At 68.1% G+C, this 17648-nt stretch carries 9 protein-coding genes; all 9 read right to left on the bottom strand.

Translation table 11 applies throughout. The features are described 5' to 3' along the window. Positions 1–2 precede the first annotated feature (2 nt). The 9 genes from WMF20_RS36090 to WMF20_RS36050 all read right to left on the bottom strand — a co-directional run bounded on the left by WMF20_RS36090 (position 3) and on the right by WMF20_RS36050 (position 17635). A complete protein-coding gene (locus WMF20_RS36090; protein ID WP_437606336.1) occupies positions 3–3692 on the bottom strand; it encodes an AAA family ATPase in 3690 nt (1229 codons plus the stop codon). A 458-nt stretch (positions 3693–4150) separates the two neighbouring features. After that, the gene (locus tag WMF20_RS36085) at positions 4151–4834 is read right to left on the bottom strand and encodes a DUF7002 family protein (RefSeq protein ID WP_437606335.1); all 684 of its coding nucleotides are present in this window, start codon (positions 4832–4834) and stop codon (positions 4151–4153) included. Continuing rightward, the gene (locus tag WMF20_RS36080; protein WP_437606334.1) at positions 4834–6438 is read right to left on the bottom strand and encodes an adenylosuccinate synthetase; all 1605 of its coding nucleotides are present in this window, start codon (positions 6436–6438) and stop codon (positions 4834–4836) included. Before WMF20_RS36080 ends, WMF20_RS36085 begins: the two co-directional genes overlap by 1 nt. A gap of 98 nt (positions 6439–6536) precedes the next feature. After that, positions 6537–7526, bottom strand: coding sequence for a trypsin-like peptidase domain-containing protein (locus WMF20_RS36075; protein WP_437606333.1), 990 nt, complete (start codon positions 7524–7526; stop codon positions 6537–6539). Positions 7527–7592: 66 nt separating this feature from the next. Further along, positions 7593–11219, bottom strand: a complete 3627-nt coding sequence (locus tag WMF20_RS36070) for an AAA family ATPase (RefSeq protein WP_437606332.1) — start codon at positions 11217–11219, stop codon at positions 7593–7595. A gap of 76 nt (positions 11220–11295) precedes the next feature. Continuing rightward, positions 11296–14553: an AAA family ATPase gene (locus tag WMF20_RS36065; protein ID WP_437606331.1), complete on the bottom strand. Its 3258-nt coding sequence runs from the start codon at positions 14551–14553 to the stop codon at positions 11296–11298. Between the two features lie 78 nt (positions 14554–14631). After that, positions 14632–15594, bottom strand: a complete 963-nt coding sequence (locus WMF20_RS36060; protein WP_129578534.1) for a hypothetical protein — start codon at positions 15592–15594, stop codon at positions 14632–14634. Continuing rightward, positions 15591–16364 (bottom strand): TfuA-like protein, encoded by a 774-nt coding sequence (locus tag WMF20_RS36055; RefSeq protein WP_437606330.1) that lies wholly within the window; start codon positions 16362–16364, stop codon positions 15591–15593. Before WMF20_RS36055 ends, WMF20_RS36060 begins: the two co-directional genes overlap by 4 nt. After that, positions 16361–17635 (bottom strand): YcaO-like family protein, encoded by a 1275-nt coding sequence (locus WMF20_RS36050; RefSeq protein WP_437606329.1) that lies wholly within the window; start codon positions 17633–17635, stop codon positions 16361–16363. The genes WMF20_RS36055 and WMF20_RS36050 overlap by 4 nt, the downstream gene beginning before the upstream one ends. Positions 17636–17648 lie beyond the last annotated feature (13 nt).

The raw sequence follows: 17648 nt of genomic DNA, 5'->3' as shown, positions 1-17648 counted from the left end.
CGTTACTCGAGGAGCTTCTTGATGGTGCGCGCCATCTCTTTCAGGGCGAGCGTATCGAGCGCACCCCGCTCGCCTTCCTGCGACGTGAACAGCGTCTTCCCCAGCACGAAGCCGTTGCGCTCGTAGAAGTTGCGCTTCCAGTCCCACCCGCGGCGGTAGTCCTCTCGGTCGAGCATGCCGAGGTGCTCCCAGATCAGCAGGTCGCCGTCGGGCATGACGAACGAGAAGTCCGGGCGGACGCGACCTGCCTCCGCCTGACCGTCGTAGGCGCGCTCGTAGTGGTAGTCGACGTCGAGCTCGTACAGGATGTTGGCGATGACGAGCTCGGACTTGCTGCGCACGAGGTGGCCCTTCGCGGCCCGGTGGATTAGGTGCTCGGCGTAGGGCACCTCGTCCTCCCCCTGGCGGACTGCGCCTTGGAAGAGGTTGGTGTTGCGGCGCGCCGTCTCGGAGCGCTCCGGGCGGGTGAGGTCGAACAGCGTCGTCGCGTCGCTCCCCTCGACGAGGAGCACCAGCCGCTCGCGCGAGCGCGTGAGCGCGGTGTAGACGAGCTCGCGCGTGAGAAGACGTGAGCCCTTCGGCAGGACGACGAACACCTTCTTGAACTCGCTGCCCTGGGCCTTGTGGACCGTGAGCGCGTAGGCGAGTTCGAGCGGCGCGCGTCCGTCGCCGAACTGGCTGGGCCAGTAGTCGAACGTGACGTTCGGACGGCCGGCGAAGGCCACCTTGAGGTTGTCCTTCACCTTGCTGACGAGCCCCATCTCCCCGTTCGCGATGTCGAGCTCGCAGGCGTTCCGCTCCTTCCAGTCGTACGCCTTGCGCCGCTGGTTCACGGTCTGGATGACCTTGTCCTTCGCCACGATGGTCTCGTCGCCGAGGCTCGGGGCCCATCGCCTCACGGCGGCGTCGAGCTCCTTCGCGCGGAACTGCCGCTGGATCCACCGGTTGAGGTCATGCACCCCGTGGGGATGCATGCGTACCGGGGAGAGGATCTGCCACAGCTCCGAGCCGTCGGGCTTGTCGAACGGGACCCACCCCTTGTCGTTGAGGCCCAGCGCTCCGTCGAAGCCGGCGACGTCGCTCGCGTCGTTCACGCCGAGGTGTCGCGCGAAGGCCTCGAGCAGCTTCGCCCGCAGCTCGTCGGGCGTCTTCCAGAGCACCACCTCGAGGTCGTTGAACGGCGTGCCCGCTTCGAGATCGCCGAGGACGCGGTCGGCGTCGATGGGCTGCGGCTCCCTGGTGAACCACGACGCGAGCCGCAGCGTGTCCGACGGCTCGCTCGACGATGCCAGCGTACGCACCTCCACGGTGAGCCGAGCGAGCGCGTCGCCGAGCGGCGTTCCATCGTCGGCCGCCGCGGTCGTCGTCTCCAGGAACGCGACGAGATCCGCGAACGGGCGCCCCACACCGATGGGCGGAAGCTGGTTCGGATCCCCCACGAGGACGATCCGCTGCACATGAGCGAGGTCGAGGGCTTCGAGCAGGGCGAAGAGATCGTCCATTGTGAGCATCGAGCACTCGTCGATGACGATCGTCTTCTCCTGGCGGTACTTCTCCTTGCCCTCGAAGCGCGGCCGCTGACGGGCGCCGTCGTAGCGCTTGAGGTGATGGAGGAACTGCGCCACGGTCATCGCTTCGGCGTTCGTGGCCTTGGCGAGGCGGACGCGGGCCTTGCCGGTGGGGGCGAGGAACAAGATCCCGTCCTTTGCGAGCGGCGGGCAGAGCATCAGTGCGCCCAGGACCGACGTCTTCCCTGAGCCCGCGCGCCCGATGAGGACGCTCAAACGACGCGACGTGAGGCGCGCGAGCGCGCTGGATTGCTCGGCGATCGCCAGCGCGTGGCGTTCGTTCTTCGGGTCGAAGCTCCCGCCCGCGCCCGTGATTGCCTCGACGAGGAGCGTCTTCCAGTCGGCCTTCACGGGCATGATCGGCTTGCCAGCCCGCTTCGACAGCGTCGACCGCAGACGGTCCTCGCGCCCCTTGAGCTCGGTGAGCTGGAGGGCAGCGGTCGATGTGCCCCTGTCGTCGGTCACGACATCGACGAGCTGGATCACGTTCTGGAGCGCCGAGCGGTTCGCTGCCGGCCAGTTGCTCCCGACAACGCAGGGGTGCGCGAGATCCACCTCGGCGACCTCCTGGAGCGCATCCGCGGTGCCGAGGAGCGAGTCGCCCTCCTCGGCCGCCCGTCGCAGCACCGCGACTATGGCGGCCCGGATGCGCCGGGGATCGTTCGGTGATCCCACCGCGGAGGGTGCCGGCACCGGATGCTTCGCGGCGATGGTCGCCTCGGGGAGCAAGCCGCGATCGATCATGCAGACGGACACGGGCGAGTCGTTCCAGCTTCCGAGATCGACCTCGCTCATGCGGTAGGGGTTCTCGAGGATCTCTCGGTCGGAGACCTTGGCCGTGGTTCCCCGCGCCCGCTCGGCCACATCGAACCAGCGCTGCGCCTGGGCGGGCGTGAGCGCGAACCGAGAGAGCAGTCGGAGCAGCTCCCGCTGCTGGTCGGCGAGATTCGTCCAGGTCTCGCGAACCGCCTCGAGGTCGGCCGCGTAGGCGCGCTGGGGTGGCTTCTTCTTCCCCCGGAGGATCGCATCGACGACGGGCCACGGATCCGCGTCCCGCGCCACCGTGTTCGAGGAGAGGAGCTCGAGCGCGAGCGCCGTTCCAAGGCGCAGCCCGAGCGCTTCGAGGGCGGGTCCAAGCCCAGGGAAGGCGCCGCGGTCCTTCCAGGTCGTCGCGATCTGGGCGTTGAGCCACTCCTCGCGGCGCTCCCACGGCCCCTTCGCGATGCCGTGCTTCCGGATCCGGCGGACGGCCTCGAGGCACCGAACGAGCGTGGAGAGCGCGATGTCGGCCGGCGCGAGCTCGGCCGCGTACGAGAAGACCCGCACGTGTGCGGGATCGGCAGGGACGGCGATCTCCCTGAGCTGCGCGAGTCGGCGGGCGTCTTCGTCGGGATCGCCGGTCGGCTCGAGGTAGTCGTGGTACGGCAGCAAGAAGCCGTCGTTGCCGTCCGGGCGGATCGAGTGCTGGATCAGCCGATCCCACATCACGTACGACGGCTTCTTCTTCGCGGTATCGTAGGACTTTGGCGGCGCGATGACCGTGATGCGACCGACGCCCATGACCAGGCGCGAGATCGTATCGCCGAGCGGCTGCCCCTCCTTGCAGTAGAAGAACACGAGCGACCGCTCGGGAACGAGGCGACCGAAGAAGAGCTGGAGCAGCGCTTCCTGGCGCGACCTCCCGAAGACCCAGGGGCTCGGGAACGGCGCTTCTTCATCGGGCGGCAGCGGCTCGGGGAGCTTCGCGTCGATGGCTTCCTGCTCGTTGTTGAGCATCCAGGCGAAGGGCACGACGAAGGTGGAGTACGGCGGCGCCTTGACGAGCGTGGGCACGAGGTGCCCGTGCGTCTCCTCGGCCTTCTTGATGCCGGCGTAAGGATGGGTGAAGCGGCGCGTCCACGGTTCCGGGCTCATGAACGCGCCGGACTCGGCCTGGCACGGCGGCACATCGTCGAGCTCGAGGCCGCTCCACGGTCTCCCAGCCAGGGCGTCTTCTCGCGCGTCGTCGCGCTCCTCGCGGATCCGGTCGAGCGCGGTGCAGAAAGAATTGCAGGACGGGACGCGGCAGACGCGCCCGTTCCAGCGCGAGTCGTGCCAGGCGACGCGAGCGGTGAGGTGGAACATGTGTCAAGATTCCCTTCCGATGAGCTCACGATAGTACGCCGGGAGTGCCGATGCGGACCACCCGTTCCCGGCGCAACACTTCCACGCAGCGCACATCCACCGATACGGTCGCGTCGGCTGCCTTTCGGTCGCCTTACTCTCAGTTGGTATCGGCGTTGCTGCAATCCGCGCGACGAGCTCGGCGGCGGTAGACCTGTTCGTGTTCTGCACCGGCTTCGAGCTGCACTCATCGAGCTGACTGCGCCACGCTCCGCAGGCGGTTCGCAGGCGACTCGGATGTCGACGTCGCTGACGGCGCGCGGCCCCAGCGCGCACTGGCTTCGTGACGCCTCCCGAACGGTCCAGTCCCGATGACGGCCAGCGTTCGCCATAACTTGGACCTCCGCATCTGCTGGCAAGGCGCCGGCGGGGCCTCCATGCGCTGAGTCGTTTCACTTGCTCCTCACGATGCACGCTCGTCAGCGGGGACTATTCGCTGCAGCCATCCACAACACTGACGCGGGACGTCCGCCGCCAGTCTCCTCGACGCGTAAGATGAGATCACGGATGTCCGGGACCGAGTATTCTACGGTGAGCTCGACCACGGGCTCGAGACCGCGAGCCTTCCTAGACTCGAAGGGATACTGCGAGAGCGGAAGGAAGGTGTCGCGTCCGCGAGGGTGAGGATAGGGTCTGGTGTTTCCGCTGTTCATAGGCGAGAGCCGCACGCGGTGCCCGTGGCGCTTGAGAAGCCGCGCCGTATCGATCGTGAGCACTGCTTGTCGTCTATCACGATACTCTACGGCTTCGAGCAGGCGCTTGAGCCTCTTCTCGGTTAGCCAGAAAAACACCATTGCATTTAGGATCCGGTACCAATCGGACGGTGAGAGACTGCCCCCGAGGGCGCGCCGGAGCGCCTTGTCGCTCATGGGCTTCTGGTCGCGTATGACTGCCGTCCCGTGCACCGGGTGCGTGATCGTGAGCGATTCGGGGCGGTGCGCGGATTCGATGGCGTCTCGCTTAGGTCCATGGACCTCAAAGAGGTCCAGGAGGGCGCTTGTGCTCAGCAGACCGTGGCACATAATTCCAGGCCAGCTTCCGGCCTCGGCCATGTGATAGAGGCGAGGGTAGTGCACCGAAAGCGCTTCGTGGGTCACTCCCATCACCACCTCCTCCGGTCGACGATGCTGCGCAAGTGAAACCTGGTTGTGATGAGCGATACGGGCGCTGATGTCACGCGCTCTACCTCGTCAATGAAGCGGATGGTTTCCGGCGTGAGTTGCTCGAAGCGGCGGGCGTCCTTGTTTACGATATGAATGTAATCGACGAAGGTCAGCGCGACGTCGGTCGGTCCGTTGAGGCTTGCCGCGCTCCGCAGAAGGGCCCAGTCGAACTCGCCTACGCGCCGGTTGCGCTTCGTCGTCGAAGTCTTCTCTGCCTTTCGAAGTTCCTTGACGTCGATGCCGGAGCGCCGCGCGATCTCGTCCCAGTCGAGCTCGCCTGCCAGCGTTCCGGATGTCCCGCCGCTCGGGTCCTGTACCCGGATGGGATAGGTTCGGCAGACCATGATCGTCTTGCGTACCCGGCTCGGAGCGATGCCAGCCTCGGCGAGGCAGCCGCTCACCGTGGTATCACGTGAGGTGACGAATGGGTACTGACCGTGGTGCAGGCTCAGGCCCGTGCCCTGGGTCCCTTCAAGCAGTATCCGACTGGCCGAAGAGAACGCGTCGTCCAGGACCTCCCGCGTCGGCCGGATATAAGGCGCGAGCTCCGGCACGTCGAGAGCGCGACGGACCGGCGGGGCCGCCGCCGTCCGCAGGATCTTGCGCGATGTTGCCGCCCCGACGCCTCGTCCGGTCGAGCCGATCGAGCCCGTGAGCTTCTCTGCCTCGAACGTGATGTCTGCTGCCTCGATGACCATGGCCTGCGGATCGATGAAGAGCCGGCCCTGTGGCACCCGGCAGTCCGCGATCTCCCTGCACAGCGTATCGACGTCGAGCGTGGCGCCGGGACCGAGCACAAGCTTCGCTTCGGAGCGCCGGGTGCCCGAGGGGAGGAGGTGGAAGGTATACGGCTCCGGCTCCTCGTATACGGTGTGCCCTGCGTTCGGGCCGCCGACCCGGACTAGGAGATCGTACTCGGGTGCGAGATACGACGCGATGTGCCCCTTGCCCTCGCTGCCGTACTGACCGCCCACGATCACGTCGACGACCTGCTCGACGCCCCGGCCGTAAAGCCCGAGGTGGCTCGCGACGCGGACGAAGACGTCCTCAGGGGAGCTGCGCGCGGTGTCGATCACGACATCGGCGATGTCTTTGAGCTTCTCGATCCCGCTCTCTGTCGCGTTGGAGCGCACCTCGTCGTAGGACGTGAACTCTTTCACCGCACGGTTTCGGTCCCGGTACCGCTGCGCGAGAATGCCGTCGGAGGCCGTGAGGTGCACGTGCGTTGTACGGAGGCCGAACGCTCTCCGGATGGCGTCGACCTGAGCCTCGATGCGCACCGCGTCCACGACCACCGTCACGTTCTCCCCAAGCTGCGAAACCGATCTGGTCAGCGCCTCGGCGACCCACAGCCCCCTAGTCTCGCGATCCAGCCGCTCTCCGGCCTCCTGGAGCGCTCCCCGCTCCGCCGCGGTCCCAGCCATCGCGTGGATGAGATCGCGGGTCTTAAGCCGCTTGAACCGGTATCGGTTCACCAGCGCATCGCCGAGCGTCGTCTTGCCGGACGCTACAGGCCCCGAGAGAAGGATGACTCGATTCACCATCGTACACCTCCGAAAGACGAAACGCTTGCGGGATTCATTGAGTATCACCCCTTGAGGGCGCTCTCTGGCCTCGACCGGCAGGTAATGAGCTCCGTGTCTCAACGGCACCTGCGGAGCACATCCACCACCCGATCGACATGGATCCCTTCGTTGCGGAAGAAGCGGTCCTTGGTTCCTGGATCGAGGAGCCATCCGCCGCTGTGATGCAGCGCGACGAGCTCCCAGTGCTTGTTGAACACCGGCGAGCCGGATGAGCCGGGCAGCGTGTCGGTCAGGTACTGCACGCGGCCCTCGCCCACGTAAACAACTAGGTTGTGGAAGAACGAGAGCTGCTTTTGATCGCCGCCGGGGTGCTGGATGATGTTGACCCGTTCACCGAGTTCGACCCGGGCCGACTGGAGAGCGATCGTCCCCCAGCGTGCGGAGGGCTCGCCCGCGACCTTGACGATCGTGCAGTCGTCGTCGCTGGAGGTAACGAAGAAGGCGTCGGGGTCGAAGCACAGCTCCTCCGGTTCCGCGTCACGACCCTCGACCGTCTTCTGGTAGTTGAACTGCGCGGTCGCGCCGGCAGCAGCGTCTCGGTCACCGAGAACGTGGTGATTGGTGACCAGGAGGTCACCGGGGATGAGAAAGCCCGTTCCGAGCGAGCCGTCGGAGACCTGGATGCGCGCGACCGCCTGAGCGCGGCGAATGCCGATCTCGAGGTAGCTCACGGGGACGAGCGAGCTCTGGGTGCCGAGGATCTTCTCAAGCGGCGGACCGCCGCTACCCCGCCACGGGAGCGAGGTGATGCTCGGCCCTTCGGCGTAGCGCACCGCGGCGCCGTCGCGCAAGCGCCTGAGGATCTCGTCCTCGGGGTACTCCTCGATGGCGCGGTCGAGCACCGCGTAGACCCACCGCGCGCCTCGCTTCTGCGCCTCGTCGAGGACGCTGTGCCAGGTGAGGTCCGCTCGGTTATGGAAGGCGATGCGGGTCGCGTCGAGCTTGATGTCAGAGAGGAACCGGCGCACCTCGGCGTCGGACGGGTATTTCCACGAAAGAGCCTCTCGCAAGGTGCGTATCGCTTCGGGGGAAAGAGCCTGGTTCATGATCTCCTCGTTCTGTGGTGGAACACGCCGGCGTTGTCGCCGCGTGCAGACCGCGACGTGGGTCTCTCAGCGAGCGAGCTTCTGTGCGAGCTCTAGGAGATCGTCGTCGTCGGTGTATTCTGTCAGCGCGCAACGTACGATATCTGCGAGACGATGCTGCTTTCTTACCTCCTCGAGGATGGCGTCCCAGATGTCGATGATGCTCCCGGAGATCTTGACCAGCTGCAGGCTGATTCCCGCCTCCCTGGCGATGCGCCGCGCGGTGTGCTCGGTGTCATAGAGCACAGCGAGCCTTTTTCGGAGGCGGAATCTGTCGCTGTCGGACAGCGTGGGTCGCCGCCTCGCGTTCGTCTTGGCGCGGGGGTCGACACCGGCCAAGCCGTCGACGATCATCCAGAGATTGCCTTCTTCGTCCCCGGCGCAGAGCAACCCGGAGCACGCTGCGACGCACCGGAACCACGAGGTCCCGACCAGGGTTCCCAGAGGTCGCCCCGTGTCCAGGCTGAAGGCCCGCACCGTCTCGTCCTCGGATGCCGTGAACACGCGCGCGCCGTCGGGCGAGACGGCGCAGCCGAACACGCGCCGGGTGTGACCGGGGATTTGGCGGACATACCCAAAGCTCGGCAGTTCGCGCACCTCGATCTGGCCATCGGCGCGGGCGAGCACCGCGCGCCTGCCGTCCGGCGTTATCGCTCCGGCGAGGAGCCCGCCCGTGAGGCGGACAGACGAGGGGGCACGTGAGGCGTCGGCGAGGTGCCAGAGCTTCACCGCGCCGTCTCGAGAGAACGACATCAGCCGCTTCCCGTCGGGGGTCAGCGCGATACCGCTGATCTGCCCGTCGTGCGCGCCTATCTGCGAGGGCTGGTCGAGCGTCGCCTCGGAGCGGATCCAGATCGCGCCGTCGCGGGAGGCGGTGATCATCCGTCCGTCCGGCAGGAATGCACAGCCACTCACCAGCTTCTGGTGCGGTTTGGCGGTCTCCACGCGCACCTCGGCGCGCTCGAGATCCAGGTGGAATAGCAGCACGCCGCCGTCCCGCGCGCCGGCGAGCACGCGGCGCCCATCGGGAGAAATAGCGCAGGCAGTCACCAGGTCGGCGTGCCCCGTCAGCGTGGCGCGGCACACGCCGGTCGCGGTGTCCCAGAGCTTGAGCAGCCGGTCCTCCGATGCCGAGACCGCGAGCCGGCCATCGAGGGTCACCGCGGCCGCGGTGACCGGCGCGGCGTGCCCGTCCTGGGCCATGAGGCTCTCCGGACCTCCGAGCTCCCACAGCCTGGCCGAGCGATCATGCGACGCGGAGAGTATCCTGCGGCCATCCGACGTCGCGGCGCACGCGGACACCGCATTCGCGTGCGCCGCGAGGCGCAGGATGCGTCGCTCAGCGGCGAGATCCCAGACGGCGATCGCGCCGTCTGCCATCCCGCAGAGCAGGTGGCCACCCCATGGGAGGATCGCGAGCGCGTCCACGCGGCCCTGTCCCGCACCGACGCGCTGGAGGCATTGGCCGACCGCGAGATCCCAGCGCGAGAGTGTGCCGTCCCCGCTCGCGGCGAGCACCTGCTCGCCGCCCGGCATGAGGGCAAGCGCGGTGATCCAACCCTGCTCCGAGGCTGCCGGCGAGGGCGAGCGCGCCGCACCCGTCGAGGAGAGCTCAAACAGGCACTCTCGGGACGCGAGGTCCCAGACGCGCACCGAGGCGTCTCGCGAGCCGGAGATGAGCTGACCCGCGGGGGTCGTGATGCACACCGTCACGTAATCGCTGTGACCCTCTAGCGTGCCGATGATCTGGAGCGAGCCTCTGTCCCAGAGCGTAAGGGCGCCGTTGTCCGAGCCGACCACGAGCGTCCGGCCGTCGTGGCTGATCGCGCAGGCGGTGGCCCAGCGACCGCAGTTGTCGAGCACGCCGATGCAGTGGCCTGTCGCGAGGTCCCAGAGCCGCGCCGTCGTGTCGACGGACGTCGACAGCGCGAGCTTGCCGTCCGGCGTGAGCGCGCAGCCCGTGAGCTCGTCGCTATGTCCTTGCATCTTCGCGAGCACCTCGCCGGAGACGAGCGCCCAGTAGCGCAGCACGCGATCGGCCGAGGCCGACAGGGCGCAGCGGCCGTCCGGGCTCACGACGCAAGCGACAATCGCCTTCGTCGGCTCGCAGAACGTGCGCAGCGGCGTCGGTCCGAGGCGCACCCCGTGCAAAAGGCGCAGCGGGGGCAGGTCCTCTCCGAAGTGGAGCATGCGCGCGATCTCCTCGGAGGGCCATCCGGCGCAGCGCAGGCGGTTGTAGAGCAGCGAGGGAAGCAGCCCCTGATCGCGGTAGGCGGACAACCGGGTCGCCTCCGCGCGCACCGCGGCGAGTACGGCTGTGAGATCGAAGGTCGCGCTGCCTTCCGAGGCGCCGATGACCGCCTCCAGATCCCGCTCGATGGAGGTGACATCGAGCTCGCGGCACTTCGCGTCCAGATAGCCGACATCGACGCACAGGTGCTGCGCCCCGTCCACGTCGCCCGCCTCGATTCGGTGCATCACCGCATGCCGGAGGGCGTAGCGCCGTCCGGCCGGATCTCCCTCGTCGGGTGGCCACGCCGCGAGCCGTCCAAGCAGGTGTAGGTGATGATTACGAATCACCCGTTCTCCGAGCTCGTTGACGAAGACCTCGCGTACGTGCTCGTGACGCAGCCGATAGCCGAACTGGCTGTTGTCGTGCCAGTGCGCCGGCTCCTTGCGCAGCAGGTGGAACGTGGCGCGCAGGAACTCGTCGCCGGCGGCGGTCATCGGATCGCTGCCGAGCAGCTCACCGAAGACGTGCGGCGGGAGCGCCTCGCGCGCGGCGCAGGCAAGGCCCAGGCCCTTGAGGATCAGCCCGCGTCGCGCTTCGTCCATGTCGCGGAGCTCGTCGAAGATCTGGCGGAGAAAGGGGGTGAGCCCCTGCGAGATGCGCGCGGCTGTGCGTTGCGCCGGCGGCTGGCCTGCGAGCCAGTCGCAGATCCCGCTCGCGTACAGCATGTTTCCTCGCGCGCTGCGCACGATCACGTCGATGAGCGAGGCGTCGAACGGCGCGGGGAGCGAGCGCGAGCGCTGCTCGCAGATGGCGCGGCATGCGGCCTCGTTGAAGGGCGCCCACTCCTCGTCGTCGAGGTCGAGCGTGCGCGCGTGTTCGACGACGCCGGGCCACTCGTGCCTTCGATACATCGGCCGCGAGGCGCCGAGGAGCACGACACCCTTCGGCGGCACGCGCGGCAAGAAGGGCGGCAAGAGGCTCTTGCCGTTTCGGTCCTTCGCCGCCTCGTCGAGCCCGTCGATGACGACGACGAGCTTGTCCCCGCGAGGCACGAGGTGGCGCTTCGAGACGCGCCGCAAGAGCTCGCCGAGCCTAGCCTCCACGGGCTGCTCGGCATCCGTCAGCTCCGGGTGGATCCGCTCGACCTGCGCGCAGAGGTTGTGCGCCACCGCGTCGGGTCGATCCCAGTCGTCGTGATCACGACGGATGAAATGGTGCGGCGTCTGCGGAGGCAACAGGTCCAGGAGGCGACTGATGATGGCGCTCTTGCCGGCGCCGGCGCTCCCCAGGAAGAGCACCCACCCGCCACGCGGCGCGCTGTCCTCGATCAGCCAGAGAAGCCTCTCGACCACGTTGTCGCGCCCGAGCAGCTCGCCATGCCTGGATCGTTCTTCTTCGAAATCGTTGATTGCGCCGCTCACTGTGTCACTCCTCGCGCCAATCGACACCGATGAATCCAACGGTATAACTGTGCACCTCGCGCTCGCCCGCACCGGCTCAGCGGGCGGCATCGCGCGGCCGGCGCCTCGCGAGCTTTAGGATCTCGCTCTCTGGCACTTGCTCGGCGCGGAGCAGCGGAACATCCCTCTTGAAGGCGGTCACCCGTCCGTCCTGGAGCAGATGAAACTCGCCCGCTTCCTGGCCGGGGATGCGGGCGCTGACGTCGACCCGAGCGTCGCTCAGGAGCGGCTTCATCTTGTCGAGCGCCGTCTGCTGGGTCACCCGACCAACGAACCAGCTCCGGAGGTTGTCACGACACCTGTAGTCGAGGTCGCCCGGGCTCTGGGTCGCGAGCAGGACGCCAAGGCCCCCGGAGCGCGCGCGGCGCAGGAGGTTCTCCATGGGCGCCTTGGTTGCCGGCTGCGACTGTGCCGGCAGGTACATGTCGGCCTCGTCGAGCAACACTACGGCGCGCAGGTGGGGCGACGGCGCGCGGCTCACCCAGCGGCTCAGCGCGAGCAGGAGCTGCGCGACCCAGAAGAGGACACGCGCGCTGTCGCCCAGGAACTTCGTGCTGACGATGCTGAGCCGCGTCTTCCCAGGCTGCGCGTGAGGGCCGAGGCCGAGGAGCAGCTCGACATCGAGCGCCTCGCCGTCCATCGACAGCAGGTCCGCAGTGTTCAGCTTGAGCACCTCAAGGTCGTGCACTAGGTCCTTGAACAGCCGTGTGTCGAGCCGCCCGAGGGTAGCGACGAGGGCTGGATCCTCGTTCGCGATGAGCTCGATCAACGACGCGACGTCAAGCTTGCGCGAGGCGCCGTGCGCCGCGAAGAGCTGGAAGGCCTGGACGAGGACGGTACGGAGGCCCTTGTCCTTGCGCGTCTGCTTGTAGCCGAGCATGTCGCCGAGGGCGTGCGCCGCATAGCCGGCGGCCTGATCGCGCTCTAGATCCGGGAGCGCCTCGATTCCGCTCGGCATCAGCGAGAGCCCGAGCTGGCGGCCGCCGGGGTGGCCCGGCGTGAAGAGGGCGATGTCGAGCCGCTCCGCGAGCGCCCGCCGCCGCGCTTCGAGCGCCGCCTCCGGGGGCGCGCGGGTGAAGAGCGTCTGGCGCGCATAGCCGCAGAGATCGCCCTTGCGGTCGATGAGGATGGCGGGAACGCCGTGGAGCAGGAGCTGCTCGATCAGGTTCAGCGCCAGCGTGGTCTTGCCGCTCCCGGTGCTGCCAAGGAACGCGGCGTGCGCCGTGAGCTGCCCAGCGTCGAGCGTGATTTTGTGGGAGACGAGCTCCCCCGTCGTGCCGAGCGCGAGGGAGAGGGCCTCCCGCGGCGCCGCTCCGTCGACGTTGCCTGGCGTCGCACCGTCGGGACCGGCGGCCGGGGGCGGTGCGCCCGGGCTCGCAGGTGATGTATCGAAGGGCGATGGCGCGGCTCCCCGCGACCGAGGCGCCGGGGCGGACGGTGGGAGCTCCTGCTCGAAGCGGTCGAGGTGGTCGAGATCCAGCACGTGGATGAGCGGCAAGAGACGCGAGATGTGGTTTTCTTCCCTGAGCCAATCGCAGAAATGCTCGCGTCGCGCGTGGGTCTCGTGGAACCTGTGGAACGCGGCCAACGTGCGTTGATCGCTCTCCTCGAAGACCGCCTTGCGGCCGCCGTTCTTGAGGATCTCGGCGAGCGCCGAGTGCACCTGCGTGTTTGGATTGCGCGGGAACTCGCCGCAGCGGAGCAGCGCGAGGGTCCGGCGCCCGGCTCGCCTGCGCGCATCCTCGAACTGGGCTCGAAGCCCGCCGCCCTGGGGTGCCCGGTTGCAGACCACGACGAGGATCTCCTCGACGACGCGAGTCGCTCCGCCCGGGCTCGGGATCCGGATGTCGATCTCGATCGCCTCGTCGCGTGGACGGGCATCAAAGCGAATGCCACTCCCGATCTCCTCGGCGCACTGGTTCACGGCCCAGGCGAAGAGGGCGGCGATCTCGGCATCGTCCTCGGACGGGTCGTCCTCGAACTGCGCCAGGAAGTCGTTCCACTCCTGCTCGATCTTCTCCTTGGCCGCGCGGACGTCTTGATCCGCGGGGGTCCGGGGCCGTGTGCTGGGAGGAGCGCTCGTGCCCCACTGCGCCACGATCCGGCCGGCGTCGATGCACGCATCCCGGAAGATCTGGCATTCGTTGAGCGCCGCGCGGACGCTCATCCCCGAGAGCTGCTCCACGAACTCTCGGGGCATGGGGTAGAGGGGATCAACCGCGCCGTCCGCCGGCGCATGCCCCGCCGTCTCGTAGAGGTAGGCGAGCCGCTTCTGGATGATTGGCGCGATCTCCTCTTTGCGGCGCTCCGCGACCAGGTGGACCGGCGCGGGGTCGCGCTCAACGCGATCGAGCGTCGACCGGGTGAGGCGAGCGCGCATCGTCTCGTAGTAGTCCTTGAGGCAGGCGATCACGATGATGGACGAGGGCACCTGATCGGCGACCGCGCAGAGCGAGGACATCACCCGCCGGAACAGGGACTCGGCGTCGTTGACGCGGTACGAGTCCTCGAACTGGTCGACGCAGAGGACCAGAGCGCGGGAGTCGCACGCCCACATTAGGCGTCCGAGCTGCTCGACGAGGTGCTGCGCGTCCTCCTCTTCGCGCTTAGGCGATAGACCCCCGAGCAGCTTCTGCTCGCGCTCCGAGAGCACCTCGCAACGCATGTATTTCACGACCCGCTTCTTTAGCGCCGGATCTTGCCGCTGCAGATAGAGTAGGGCGCGGATGAGATCCAGGTCGAGGTCGGCGTAGCGGGGGTGCCTGATGAGCCTGTCGGCGGCGCGCTCCACGAGATCGACGACCTCGTCCGCGTCCAGGTCCTCGCGCTCGTTCAAGGAGCGGATGGACTCCGGATCTCCACACCTCGCCGCGACCGCGTTGGAGAGCCGGAGCAGCCCCGATCCGGTTCCCAGCGCCTCGTAGTAGGTCTGATCGAGCGAGTCGACGAGGTTGCTCACCAGGTAACGGCTGTAGCTCGTGACCGATGTGGTCATTTGCATGTACCCGACGAAGCCGAGCCCGTTGAGGTGAACGTGGTTGCGGAAAGCGCGTACGAGGTGCGTCTTTCCGCTGCCGGACTCGCCGAGGAGCAGGAGGATCCGGCCCGCATCGAGGCCCGGCGGGGTCGTCACCTGGGTGAGCAGCCGCTGGAAGGCCGTGCGAGCCTCCTCATGCACGGAATCGACGTCGAACGGATCCTCGCGCCAGATCTGCCCGCGGTGCTCCACGGAGTGGAACACGTCTTTCTTCGCTGTCGACAGGAACACGTCGAGCAGGGCGTCCTGCTTCGTCATGGTGCACCCCTTCTCCCTCTTGCTCCTCGACGCCGGCGGCGCGCACACTGCGCGCGGACGTCGCCGGCGCTTCCCACGTCAGATGCGCACGAAATGGAACGTCGTGCTGAGATACCGGGTCTCCGAGGCGTCGACGTCGGCGGGGTCCATCGCCTCGACCAGGTCGGCGCGGTTGAGCGCCAGGAGCCCACGGCGATGCGCGGAGACCAGCCGGGCCTTGAACGTGTCCGCGTCGCCGATCGCGACGCCGTCCTCGGCGAGGCGCCGGACGACGTGCGAGATGAAGACCTTGTTGTCCCCGAACCGCCCGCTCTTTGACGCCCGCGCCGCCTCAAGCACGCGCGCGGCGAAGGCTGGCTCGTCCGCAGGCAGGGGGGCTGTCTGCGGAGCGAGCAGGCCGCGCGCTCCCGTGCCGAGGGCCGACGCCTTTCTCACGAGCAGGTCGATCGCCTGTTTCAGCGTCCCCTGGGGAGGCGCATCGGCTTGACGGCTCAGCAGCACCCGCATGACCGCCTCCACGGTGAAAGGATCTGCCGTCGTGACGCCGATGGCGCTCCAGGCGACCGCGCCGAGCACGCGCGGCAGCGATGGGACCTGGCCAAGGTTGAGGTGGAAGGCGCCGACGAGGAGCGTCGCGATGCGCGCGGCCTCTGCCGGAGGCACGTCGACGGCAAGCTCCCTCGGGCCCTTGACCGCGGATAGATGCTCTTCGAATATCCGAGCCGCTATGAGATCCTTGAACTCCAGCCAGCGGACCTTCTTGTTGTGTGCCAGATGGAGGGCCGCGCGGATGGCTTTTTGCCCGTCGTGGGTGATCTGATACGAAGCCCTCCTTGCACGCACGGCGAGACCGATTTGCACGAAGCCGATGAGTTCGTTTTCGATGAGTCGGGTCGGGTCGCTTTGACCTTCCCTCCGCCTGAAAAGAAAACTCAGCGTCTTCGCTATCTGGCGCGGGGTGAAACCCTCGGTTTTGAAGAAGAGCCGGCCGAGGACGTAGGTGCCCAGGCCGGAGAGGGTGACCTGTTCGCTGGAGCTCATCGGCCTACCTCCATCGCCCTCGCGGAGGGTCTCGCGACGCGGCGGTCCACGCGCTCGCGGATCAGCTCCCACGCGTCGGTCGGCTCGAAGTGATAGCGCACCTGCTTCGGCTCGGCGGCACCCGTGAAGCGACTGCGCAGGACCTCCAAGAGCGCCAGCGCGTCGGAGCGCTTCTGGTCCACCCGGCCATCGCGCAGGAACTCCCGCAGGGCCGCGGTCTGCTCGCGCGGCACGCCCTCCTCCTCGGGGCGCCGCAGGAGGATCGGATAGCACCGGTCCGGATAGAACAGCCGCTTGGCCAACGCCTCCAGCCGCTCGCGAGTCGCGCCCGGGATCACGCCGGCTCGCTCGGCGGCGCGCAAGGTGGCGCGGATGTTCACCAGCGCCTCGCTCAGTGGGCGATAACCGTCCTCGGCGGACGCATGGGCCACGGCGACCTCGTCGTCGGCGTCGAGGTCACCGCGCGCGTACCCCTCGTAGATGGCGCCCACGCCGTCCATGCCGAAGAGCGAGAGCTCGGCGGCGCGCAGCGCCCCCATGCTCGACGCGCCGAGGACGTGGATCCCCTGCGCCATCGCCCAGAGGATCTCCTTGTGGGACACGGACGGGACGCGCTCGAAGTAACCGTCGATGAGGCCGATGGCGACGGGTCGCTCCAGCGCCGCGCGGTAGATGTCGCCCTGGGCTGCGGGCGGCAGGAAGATGGCGTCGATATGCTGCTGGCCCTCCGCAGCCGGGAGGGTGGGACCTGTGAAGATGCAAAGGTTCATGATCTGCGCTCCGAAAGGCGCCGCTGCGCGCGCGCGCCGGGGATGTAACCGGGTACGTCGTCGAGCGACTCGAGGCCCGGGATGACCACGCGCACCACCGGGATCTCGAGCTCGGGCCGGGTGAGGTCGACAGCGACGATCTGATGAAGCCCCGCCGTGCGCAGGCGCTCGATCTCCCAGGCGACGTCGTCGTCGAGGGTTTCGCCCGCATGATCGGGCGCGTCGTCGAAGCTGCGCTGGGGCGGCTCGCCCGCGTGCTCCTCCAGGAAGCGGCTCGCCTCGCGAAGATCGTCGTCGGGCCCATTGCCGCGGGCTCGGACGTCGTCGCGCACGCCGGTGACGACGGTGAGCCGGCTCTGTGCAGCCTCGGTGATGGCGCGCAGGAGCGCGACACCGCGGGAGGGATGGCAACCGAAGCCGACCATCGGCGCGATGGGCCGGTGCATGTTGGGCGCGCGGTCGACGAGCGTGCAGCAGAAGGCCGGGACGCCGATATCGGATGTGATCTCCCACAGGAACGGGACAACGCCGGCGCGTTCCACCTGCTCCAGGAGCGCGCGGCATCCCGGGTCGTCTACCGTGGACGGGTCGACCCGCGAGCGGCGCCGCTGTTCCCGGCCCGAGAGCCTCCAGAGCGTAGCGGCATCCCTTTCGATGAGCTCGCAGATGGCGTGACTCACGGCCTCGACCGGGTGGTTACCGGAGGCGAGCCCGTTCGAGCTCATCACGAAGGCTCCGCTCGCGGCGAGCAACGGCAGCGCGTAGTCCGTGTGGACGACCTCGAACGGCACCCAGGTGGGCGCGCCCGTCACGAGATCCAGGCCAGCCACCCAGAAGAGGCGGAGATGATCATGGAAGTCGACGACGGACAGGCGCGGCAGATTGTGGACGTCGACGAGGCGGTGGCGGTGCCGGAGCTCGCTTACGGTGCCGAGCTTGAGCGGGAGCTGGATGTGCTCGGCGTGCCATTGCTCGATGGACTCCATCACACCCGAGGCGCGCGCGGCGGCCAGGGTCGAGCCCTTGCCTTGCGAGACCGCGATCGAGCGAGCGTTCGGTCGGGTGACCATGACCACCGGCACACCCAGCGTGTCGAGGCCGGTGACGTCGGCGATGCGGGTGATACCCATCGCGGGCAGGAGGGGACGGACCCGCTCTACCGTCTCATCGGGAGAGACGAGGCGGTGGGTGCCCGCGAGATATCGCTTGGGCGCCGGCGGCGGAGGGCCCGATCGCTGCTCGGCGGGGCCGGGGTTCGTGGAGGTGGCCATGGACATCCTCGCT

It is taken from the genome of Sorangium sp. So ce834, from assembly GCF_051521425.1.
Taxonomy (GTDB): domain Bacteria; phylum Myxococcota_A; class Polyangia; order Polyangiales; family Polyangiaceae; genus Sorangium; species Sorangium cellulosum_D.
The sequence above is the reverse complement of the archived record's forward strand: the minus strand, read 5'-3'. Positions and strand labels throughout refer to the sequence as shown.